Source organism: Pandoraea soli, from assembly GCF_902459595.1.
In the GTDB taxonomy this organism is placed as follows: Bacteria; Pseudomonadota; Gammaproteobacteria; order Burkholderiales; family Burkholderiaceae; genus Pandoraea; species Pandoraea cepalis.
Genome location: NZ_CABPSG010000030.1, coordinates 1 through 9,049, shown reverse-complemented (window position 1 = coordinate 9,049; position 9,049 = coordinate 1). Strand labels below are relative to the sequence as shown.

Sequence of the window (9,049 nt, the reverse complement as noted above, 5' to 3'; positions counted from 1 at the left end):
CTTTACCCCGAAGCAGCGGCTGGCCATGGCCGCTTAGTTTCTACTTCTCGCGGCCGTGGAAAATGGGGGCATTACCGTTCGACCGTCCGTGTAATTCTCAACCCGCCTTGAACACGGAAATTCTGACACCCCCTTCCTGCGCGATACTTTCCATTTTTTTTCGGTGACGCTCGGCCTAGGCAGTGCAACGTATGCCCCGCGTGTGGGGAGGTGTAAACCACACACCTGCTCGAAATCCGATTGAGGCGCGTGGCCGGCCCGTACCCCAATTTAGGCGTGAGTCTGTCCGTTCGCTCGGAACGCTGCCGTTGTTCTCATGTTTATCGACCCATCCGCGATGGGTCGATGGCAGACGCTCACTAACGGCTGAAGTCGGCCATAAACAGTGATTGGCCAGCGCTCTCGCGGACATATCGGGTTCGCCCCGGGCAACGGACGTCCGCTCGCCTTTACACCTGCCAACCTATTGGCCGAACCGGACTTGCGCACGGCACAAATGTACCTGTCGCGAATATCTGGCTTTGGCGCAGACTACTATCGTCTCTTTCCAGATAGCCATTAGCAGATACTCGTCCTCAAACTTCAAGATCGGAGTGACCCGATCTCAATACGTCGACAGGCCAAATGCGCAAGCATCCTATGATCGAAGCCTTCGTATCCAATTCTCTGTAGAAGAAATAAATCTCGCTCCTCTAACAGAGAACCACGAGCTTGGAAAATTTTCGCCAATCTCTTGTTATTCGTATTGGTTTCTGATTTCCTCACTCGAGCACTAAATCCTCGCCTGGCTTCGAAGGCTTTCGATGGCCAACTTGATTGCATCTTCCTGCGGCTCTTGCGTTCCCCATTCCCTCCAAAAATCCCTTGTCGCGCTGTCCGGCGTGATCTTTGGGATATCGAGCTTTATGCGCGTCGGCAGCAGCACCGCATCACCTAAGAGCAACGCTTCTCCTGTGTCGAGAAGCGGGAGAATGCTGGTCAAGCCCGCCAGTGAATCCGGCATAAGCCGTTTAATTACGCCTTGGTCCGTCTCATTCGTCAACCGTAACGCCAGGAAATTATTACACTGGCTTAGAATCGTTCGGCTGACGTCGGCAGGGCGTTGACTAACCACTAATAGCGAAAAACCGTACTTACGGCCTTCCTTGGCGATCCGTTCAAACGAGCCGAGCGCTTGCCGCTGTACCGCGTCAGCATCTTCCCGCACGGGCAGATAAAGATGGGCTTCGTCACAGAGCAGCGTAACCGGTGTCCGCTTGCCCGAGCGCATCCAGAATTGGACGTCATAGAGTAATCGCGCCAAAGTGCCGGTCACGACGGGAAGGACGTCGGCGGGCACCTCTGAAAAATCAACGACCTTGATCCCAGATCCACCGTTTGATGTCAAAAGCCGGAGGACTTGGTTGGCCAACCAATCGTATGCCATTGCCGCTAGCGGCGGTGCAAACATGAATCCATACCGACGATCGTCGAGCTTCGTCTCCAGTCGAGACAGGAAGCGGGTAAGCTTGTCCTCCCACTCGCCCTTCACGGGCCCGGTTTTTCCCACGCCCTTGGTCGTATTGTCGGTCTCCAGAAGCTTTACGAGCTTTTTTATGTCATAGGGGATCGGGGAGTCTACGGTGAATGTCTTCTTAACCACATCCCGCTTCTCGGTATCGAGTGTCTCTCCCTTGAGGGTACGGACGTGAAGTGTGAACCGCGAGGCCTGATTCGGTGCATTCTGATCGCTTCTGTCGAGGATCATCGAGAGCATCTCGTCGCGATTCAGAAGCCAATATGGCAAAAACAACACATCATCGCCAGGCTTGTCCAAGTCACCAGGTCCGGCGATGCGAAATCGTTGCGCAAAGCCACCGATTGCTTCATCGGCAAGTGGCGCGTACTCGCCGTGCATGTCAAAGACAATGATGTTCGGAAACTTCAGTTTTGCGGCTCGTTCCAAGATAAGTGCCACAGCCCAACTCTTGCCCGAACCGGTACTCCCTAGGATGGCCGCGTGCCGTTGAAAGAACTTGTCGCCGCTCGCGATCGCATTAGCCGACCGGTCAGCGACAAATGTGCCGAGTTTCAGCCGCTCCTCCTCCGCGAAGCCCGCACCCAGGATGCCCATGAAGCGCTGAAGATTTCCGCCCTCGATGACATAACACTCTCGGTCAATCTGGGGAAAACTGTCCGCGCCGCGCTTGAAGGTGTTTACCTTCTCGCCCTCGATCGTGCGAAAGGTGCCAATAAGAACGGCTTGGATCAAATCATCCGCAACCGCTTCTAGAAGCTGGCCATCTTCTCCAGAATCGTCAGAATTTGGCAACTCATCACGCATGCTTCGCGTCACACGCTCGGTCATGGCAATGAGGTACTCCCGCTCCGTCGTACCACGAATGGCGATGAGTTGACCGATTCCAATGCGGGTGAGAAGGATTGAGTTAGTTACATCTATTGCTACGCGACTGGTGTCGACCGACGCGACCCGACCGATTCTATCGTCGTCAGTAAACTGGAGAGCGGCATCTGTCACGGTTCAAGTACCTCTGAAATGAATGAGTTGAGATCCCAGAGAGCAAGCACTGGTACGAAACCCTCAATCTTGTTGACGAAAACCGACGAGCCGGACACCCCACCGATAGTCCCGTGCTGGATCGCGATGACGTTGGCGTGGTCACGAGCGAGCTTCAGAGCATTGTCCGAAAGCGAGTGTGTCAGCAAAAGAGTCGGAATCCCACTTTTGATTCGCGGCGTTAGATGCGTTTCAAGGTGATCATCGTTAAATCCATAGCCCAACACAAGAAAGCGGCTCGCCTTGTCGATCGCCCCATTTGCGCGCTCGCGGTGCCGATCAAATGGACTCTCATAACCGCTCCGAAATTTATTCAAGCCCGGTGTGATAATTAAACGCTGTAAGTGGAGATCGCCGGCGTAGCGCACAGGCTTTCCATCACGATGGTACCAGTCGAGGCTACCATGTGGCTTGAAGACATTCACCTTTTGCCGATAGCGATATTGAACACTTTTTCCCTTTAGGGTGACCTCGCGGCAGAAACTTAATTTACTTTCCTGTTCGTCCAAATGTCCGGCGAATTGACCTACAAACAGTGTGTCCGCACCGAGGCCAGCCTCCTCCGCCGCGACCTCCAGCAGTCGATCGTAGTTGGTGGTGACAACCGGCACTCCCGTAGTTGGCTTAAGAAGGTGTTTCAAAAGACGAGTGAAACGGAGGGTGCGCGCCTTAGTGAATACCTCAGCTACTATGTCACGTTCACGCTGCGCGATTAATTCGACCGTTTTCGCGACAATGGCAGTTTCAAGCGTAGGCGTCGGCGGTTTAGATAGTAGTGCGGCTTCCAGTCCGGTTGCCGTGATCAAGGGCGACAGTTGGGTCCAGTGATTCTTGTCGTCATCCGACAAATCGGCCTCGATGTTAACTTGGAGGTAATGTGCAAGCTCGCCCATGCCTGGAAGCCCCTCCGCGCATGACAAACCAGAACCGACGATGGTTACCAGTCCATCAGTAAAGTGCTGCTGAAGCAGCATTTTTAGTTGACCAAGCTCCAAGTTCGCCGTCCAAATTGGTTTTCGGTGGGAATATTTAGCGCATTATTACATCGAAATTTGAACTCGAACATTTGATATGGGCGATGGCCTTTGAGCCTGAAAAGGCAGCCACTCACTTGGTGCGGCGTGCTACTGCAGAAACGGGTCGAGAACCACCATCGAGATGCCGATCATTTCGACTCAATTTCGCACCACGCCTACTACTATCGCTCAAATTCATTCACTATAAAATCAACGACTTATCCTCGGGCTGTAATACCCCAAAATAGTCTGCTCCCCTTCGGCAACTCCTTACCCCACGAGCCTCCCCCCCCCACCCAAGGTTAATAGCTTACGAGTCAAATCTTGGTGCTGCGCTTTGTCACGCTCAGGTGCTTGCTGAGTCATGCGTTCATCGCCGGGGCTAGTCTCGCAAGCCACGGCCAGTCGGCGAATCGATTGCCCGTTTGGCGGATATGCGTGTACCGCTTTAGGCTTGTCCAGCTCCGGTGCCCGGTGACGGCTGCCACGCGAGGTATCGATAGGCCTTGCTCGAACAGCCAGCTAGTACCTTCGTGGCGCAGGTCATGAAATCTCAGATCCGGAATTTGAAGAAACTGGCAGGCGCGTGTGAATGCTGCGCTGACGGCGTCGGTGGTGTGGGGGAGGATTCGGTCTTCTCCTTCGCGTCGCGGTATCACCGACAGAATGCGGATTGCTTCCGGGGGAAGGTCGCACCAGACATCGTTGCCGATCTTTTGCCCTGGATGCTTCATGTCCCGTACTAGTATCCGCGAGCCATCCCTGTCCAAGTTCGACCACTTGATCGTGACGATCTCCTCTTGGCGTCGCGTCGAGAAGATCGCGAACGGCACGATGTATTGCATCGGAACGCTATTCGGATGCCGCTTACGAATCCCTACAAAATGTTCGAGCAGCAGATCCAACTCGGAAAAGCTTACGCGTCGTTCCCTTTTGACCGACTTACCGGTGTGGCCGAGGTGAGAGAGGACTCGTCGGGCATCTTTCAACGCTTGCTCGGACAACGGATAGCCCCACGCGGGACGAGCGACGTTCACGACTGCCCCGATGTGTGACATATAGTTGCTCGCGGTCTGCGGAAGGACGTCTAGGCTCTTGGCGAAGTCAACGTAGTCGGTACTTCCGAGTTCGCTGCAACGCTTTTCCCCGATTGGTGCGCGGGCGACGGCATTTAGTACCTGAGCCTTCGTTCGCCCGATGATCTTGATGGATTCGCGGACATACTTATCAATCACCTCACTAAATAGCGGGTCCGTCTGCACTGCGGCTTCCATCGCCCCCGGACGCGCCAGTTCCTTCTCCCTCTTGACGATCCACGCCGCCGCAGCCTGCCTGCGGTCAAACGTCTTCGCCTCGGTGTAGGCCACCCGTCCGCCGCGCTTCAGGCGGATCTGTGCGGTATACCCTATACTTTTGTCCTTTCGTTCCCGAACTGTGATTGTTCCCATAGGTTTTCGTCGGTGCTACATGGCGTTTTTCGATGCTACACCGTAGCACTTGGGTGCTAAAACGAGCGAAAATCGGGGCTAAAATTGGGAAATCTGGCACTACGCTTTTTGCTGTAATCGACTGTTTTGTAAGAGATTTTTGATGAATTTACCTCCCCGCCGCGTCAGCGTGGCGCCGATGATGGATTGGACGGATTCGAACTGCCGGGTCTTTCATCGTCAGTTGTCGCGTCACACGTGGCTCTATACCGAGATGGTCACGACCGGTGCGCTGTTGCATGGCGACGTTGCGCGCCATCTCGATTTCGATGCCGTCGAGCATCCCGTCGCGCTGCAATTGGGCGGTAGCGAGCCGCAGGACCTTGCGCGGGCGGCGAAGCTCGGCGAGCAATGGGGGTATGACGAGATCAACCTGAACTGCGGCTGTCCGTCGGAGCGTGTGCAGCGTGGGGCATTCGGTGCTTGTCTGATGGCGGAGCCGGCGCTGGTGGCCGATTGCGTCAAGGCGATGCGCGACGTGGTGCAGGTGCCGGTGACGGTCAAGCATCGCATTGGGATTGACGACGTCGAATCGTTCTCCTTCGTCGAGGACTTCGTCGGCAGCATTGCGCAAGCCGGTTGCACGACCTTCATCGTGCATGCGCGTAATGCCATCCTCAAGGGGCTGAGCCCGAAAGAGAATCGCGAGATTCCGCCGCTCAAGTACGACTATGCGTATCGTCTGAAGCAAAGCTTCCCGCAACTCGAGATTCTGATTAACGGCGGCGTGAAGACGCTCGACGAAGTCGAACTGCATTTGCGGCACGTCGATGGCGTGATGCTGGGTCGCGAGGCGTATCACAATCCTTATGTGCTTGCGGAAGTGGATGCACGGTTCTACGGCGACACGTCTCCGGTGAAATCACGCGAGGCGGTGGAAGACGCGTTGATCGAATACGCGGCGGCGCAGGTGGAGAAGGGCCAATATCTCGGCGCGATCACGCGTCATGCACTGGGTCTGTATCGCGGTGTACCGGGCGCGCGGGGATGGCGTCGGGTGTTGTCGGATCCGAAGCGTCTCAAGGCGGGGATTGGCGCGTTCGAAGAGGCGCGTGCGCAGTTGCGTGCGGGCGCGTTTTCGGAGCGCGATGTCGTGGCGTCTCTCGCGACGGCGTGACGTCCTGCATCGACGTGCGGCGTTGCGTTGAGAGCGCTCGCCGCGTGCGATGACGATCTCGCGCATCGATCGTGCATGCCAGCCAAGTAATATTTCGATCGAGTGAAAATAGTGCTTGGCAGCGCGATAAAAACGTCGCTATAATCTTGCTTCTGTTCAGCAGGCAAGTGATGTTGCTGATCACGGCGGTGGCCGTAGCTCAGTTGGTAGAGTCCTGGATTGTGATTCCAGTCGTCGTGGGTTCGAGTCCCATCGGTCACCCCAAAATTCCCTTGCTTTCCCCGGTAGTAACCACTTCGTTTGTCAATGAAATCCCCGATTTGTCAATTTGCTCACTTCGTCGGTGACGCTTTTCTCACGCGTCTGCGATCATAGTGCCGCATCGTCGTGCCCGGGTCTGCGTGTGCCGCAAAGTCGAACACGTCAGCCTCTCTGCGCTCGAGCTTTTCCGTGATCGCGACTGGTCGGCCGTCGTTAAGCGTGAAGTACGCCGAGTGCCCAGAGATCAGATATACCGCTCGCTTCTTCTGGTCATCCCATTCCGCGCGCACTGCTGGGTCGAACGACGCAATCCATGCGAATTGCGCGTCTTGCCAAACGCTTCCCCACCCGCTGCGCGTGTAGGCTTGCCCCATTCGATTGCCAAACAGAGCCATGCCGGGAATCCGGCGACCTTGTTGCGCGCGTTTGACGACCGTGCTCAGCCGAGGCGACCACGCCCGCAACTTCGTTACCCTTTCCTCGCCGCGTTTCCGCTTGGCGCTTTCAACGATCACGCCGTCGTCCCGAACTCCTGAACGGTGAAACGGGCGAACCTCTGCCGCACGAAATCCGGTGAGATAGGCGAACATGGCCGCGCACCCCATCGTCTTGAAGGAGAGGTCTTGCCGGGCGGCCCACAGGTAGCCTTGGGAGTCGCGGTGGGACGTGCGTCACTTACGTAGGGGTGCAACGCGACAATGCGCGGGACAAGCTGGCCCTCAAATGATCGTCCGAAGGCGAATTCCGCGAGGTATTCGCCTTCGCCCGAATCTTTGAGCACGTCGGGAAGTGTGATCAAGCCGACGACGGAATCGTCTCCCTCGCTTGTCGTTTGCCAGAGGATGCAGTCAGCGATACGCATGTCGTAAGGACGACCAGTTTTGCTGGATATGCCTTGGCGGCGGGTGACTTCGAGGATGGTGAGCTTTTGTTTGCTGGACATAAAGACTCCGCCTGTATGAGATTGCGGTAGAGAGACAGAAGTGTTTCCAAAACATCTTGGTGACACATGTGTCCCACGTATATGGGAAGCGTCCGAATATGAATTCAGTTGGAGATCGATTGCGAGAGGAACGTCGACGGCTTGGCCTTACACAGGACCAATTGGCGGGCATCGCAGGAGTAACGCGGAGGGCTCAAACGAGGTACGAAACAGACGCGAATAGTGCGAGTTCGACCTACTTTTCGACGATTGCCGAAACGGGCATTGACGTTCTGTACGTACTGACAGGCAAACGATCAGTTCCCGTGCAATCGACGCTGACCAATGAGGAACTCGCTCTGTTGGACAACTACAGGCATAGCTCGCGTGAAGACCAAGCCGCACTCCGGAGGATGGGACTAGCTTTGTCGAAATCACCCGCCCGCAAGCAGCGAAACGGAACAACTGGTGAGGAGTAAACGCACCGCCGAAATTATCCCGTTCAAGAAGAGGGCTTAGCAGAGGGTTGGTGCTTGCCCTTAGCGATAACACGCGCAAAGGTCTTGCGACGGAGAGCCGCCGCTAGCCATTTTTTCAAAAGTGCCCCCCACTTACGTTTAATGATGGAGAAATCCTTATGGTGTGGGGGCTGCTCATACTGTTTTTACTGATCGCCTGTGTCGCGATGTTATCGAAACGGCTTGGACGCAAAGTCCGAGGCGTCGGCGGAACGATTGACGCGTCCGCGTATTACGCGGTAAAGCCGCTAACCGCGACAGAGCAAGCATTTTTCCGACTCATCGAAAGCAGTTTGCCCGGTCACGTGGTCTTGGCTCAGGTCGACATCAAGCGGATTGTCAGAACAAAGCGAAACAAGCGCCACGAACATTTCAATCGAGTGGCACAGCTTTCACTTGACTACGTTATATGCCGCCGGGATTTTTCGGTTGTCGCCGCTATCGAACTTGACGATCCATCCCATGATCGACAACGGCAACGAACTCGCGACGAAAAGAAGAATGCTGTGATGAGGGCCATCGGCGTGCGCCTCGTCCGCTTTGACGTCAGGCGGTACCCATCCGAATCTGAAGTTCGCAAGCAGGTGCTTGGCGAAAACGAGCACGGGGAAGGCCGGCCGATGGCGGCATAGCGGAACGCTACGGTGAATCCAGAATTTACCGACAACGGCCCACCACATTGATGACCTGATCCACTCCATAACGGCCCATCACGTGATGGGCCATCCCCTGCGACTACCAAAGTCACCGGATTAACCTCGGTTTCTCGCCCCGCTTCGCCGCGTGAAGAATGACGTGAGGTCCCATCAACCTATCCGTCGCCACCATCGCCTCTGCGAACGTCTCGAAGTAAATCGCATGCTCAGGGTCGGACACATGTGCTCGCCTGATTTCTCCTGCTGTCTCGTCCCAGGCGTAACCGAGGTACTTCCTGTATTCGTGGAACCAGACAACGTGCCCTTCACGCGTCAACGACTTGGGGAGGTCGAGTCCGCCGTTTCTCCCATCCTTTCCGCCATTGTCGTTTGAATCGCTCATCAAAGTCTCCTTAGATGCCAGTGGATTTAGCCGTGTTAGCGGCTGAATTCATCGCAGGGGGGTGTCAGAATTTCCGTGTTCAAGGCGAGTTGAGAATTACACGGACGGTCGAACGAATCGATCCGCGTAAAGG

At 55.6% G+C, this 9,049-nt stretch carries 9 protein-coding genes and 1 tRNA gene; 4 read left to right on the top strand and 6 right to left on the bottom strand.

Annotation, left to right across the window (positions count from 1 at the left end; translation table 11 throughout):
* Positions 1 to 772 precede the first annotated feature (772 nt).
* The 3 genes from PSO31014_RS22055 to PSO31014_RS22045 form a co-directional block, all read right to left on the bottom strand.
* The gene (locus PSO31014_RS22055) at positions 773 to 2,518 is read right to left on the bottom strand and encodes an ATP-binding protein (protein ID WP_039371760.1); all 1,746 of its coding nucleotides are present in this window, start codon (positions 2,516 to 2,518) and stop codon (positions 773 to 775) included.
* Positions 2,515 to 3,552, bottom strand: coding sequence for an SIR2 family protein (locus PSO31014_RS22050; RefSeq protein WP_052240744.1), 1,038 nt, complete (start codon positions 3,550 to 3,552; stop codon positions 2,515 to 2,517). Before PSO31014_RS22050 ends, PSO31014_RS22055 begins: the two co-directional genes overlap by 4 nt.
* Before the next feature lie 383 nt (positions 3,553 to 3,935).
* The gene (locus tag PSO31014_RS22045) at positions 3,936 to 5,021 is read right to left on the bottom strand and encodes a site-specific integrase (RefSeq protein ID WP_039371767.1); all 1,086 of its coding nucleotides are present in this window, start codon (positions 5,019 to 5,021) and stop codon (positions 3,936 to 3,938) included.
* A gap of 142 nt (positions 5,022 to 5,163) precedes the next feature.
* On the opposite strand from PSO31014_RS22045, the gene dusA reads away from it, so the two are divergent.
* Together dusA and PSO31014_RS22035 are read left to right on the top strand one after the other, a co-directional pair.
* Positions 5,164 to 6,177 (top strand): tRNA dihydrouridine(20/20a) synthase DusA, encoded by a 1,014-nt coding sequence (dusA, locus tag PSO31014_RS22040; protein WP_150553568.1) that lies wholly within the window; start codon positions 5,164 to 5,166, stop codon positions 6,175 to 6,177.
* Positions 6,178 to 6,365: 188 nt separating this feature from the next.
* Positions 6,366 to 6,441 (top strand) — tRNA-His (locus tag PSO31014_RS22035).
* A 68-nt stretch (positions 6,442 to 6,509) separates the two neighbouring features.
* On the opposite strand, the gene PSO31014_RS22030 is transcribed toward PSO31014_RS22035, so the two are convergent.
* Both PSO31014_RS22030 and PSO31014_RS22025 read right to left on the bottom strand, forming a co-directional pair.
* Positions 6,510 to 7,028, bottom strand: coding sequence for a site-specific integrase (locus tag PSO31014_RS22030; protein WP_150553567.1), 519 nt, complete (start codon positions 7,026 to 7,028; stop codon positions 6,510 to 6,512).
* Complete coding sequence (locus tag PSO31014_RS22025) at positions 6,950 to 7,381, bottom strand: hypothetical protein (protein ID WP_343039594.1); 432 nt, start codon at positions 7,379 to 7,381, stop codon at positions 6,950 to 6,952. The genes PSO31014_RS22030 and PSO31014_RS22025 overlap by 79 nt, the downstream gene beginning before the upstream one ends.
* A 98-nt stretch (positions 7,382 to 7,479) precedes the next feature.
* Here PSO31014_RS22025 and PSO31014_RS22990 point away from each other — a divergent pair, with 98 nt between their 5' ends.
* Both PSO31014_RS22990 and PSO31014_RS22015 read left to right on the top strand, forming a co-directional pair.
* The gene (locus PSO31014_RS22990; protein WP_150553566.1) at positions 7,480 to 7,839 is read left to right on the top strand and encodes a helix-turn-helix domain-containing protein; all 360 of its coding nucleotides are present in this window, start codon (positions 7,480 to 7,482) and stop codon (positions 7,837 to 7,839) included.
* Positions 7,840 to 7,997: 158 nt separating this feature from the next.
* Positions 7,998 to 8,510 (top strand): DUF2726 domain-containing protein, encoded by a 513-nt coding sequence (locus PSO31014_RS22015; RefSeq protein WP_150553565.1) that lies wholly within the window; start codon positions 7,998 to 8,000, stop codon positions 8,508 to 8,510.
* 112 nt (positions 8,511 to 8,622) lie between these two features.
* Here PSO31014_RS22015 and PSO31014_RS22010 read toward each other — a convergent pair whose 3' ends face one another.
* Positions 8,623 to 8,916, bottom strand: a complete 294-nt coding sequence (locus PSO31014_RS22010) for a hypothetical protein (RefSeq protein ID WP_150553564.1) — start codon at positions 8,914 to 8,916, stop codon at positions 8,623 to 8,625.
* Positions 8,917 to 9,049 lie beyond the last annotated feature (133 nt).

Excerpts from the sequence above, each read along its gene's own strand:
- PSO31014_RS22045 (WP_039371767.1), bottom strand. The coding sequence starts at position 5,021 with ATGGGAACAATCACAGTTCGGGAACGAAAGGACAAAAGTATAGGGTAT.
- dusA (WP_150553568.1), top strand. The coding sequence starts at position 5,164 with ATGAATTTACCTCCCCGCCGCGTCAGCGTGGCGCCGATGATGGATTGG.
- PSO31014_RS22030 (WP_150553567.1), bottom strand. The coding sequence starts at position 7,028 with ATGTTCGCCTATCTCACCGGATTTCGTGCGGCAGAGGTTCGCCCGTTT.
- PSO31014_RS22025 (WP_343039594.1), bottom strand. The coding sequence starts at position 7,381 with ATGTCCAGCAAACAAAAGCTCACCATCCTCGAAGTCACCCGCCGCCAA.
- PSO31014_RS22990 (WP_150553566.1), top strand. The coding sequence starts at position 7,480 with ATGAATTCAGTTGGAGATCGATTGCGAGAGGAACGTCGACGGCTTGGC.
- PSO31014_RS22015 (WP_150553565.1), top strand. The coding sequence starts at position 7,998 with ATGGTGTGGGGGCTGCTCATACTGTTTTTACTGATCGCCTGTGTCGCG.
- PSO31014_RS22010 (WP_150553564.1), bottom strand. The coding sequence starts at position 8,916 with ATGAGCGATTCAAACGACAATGGCGGAAAGGATGGGAGAAACGGCGGA.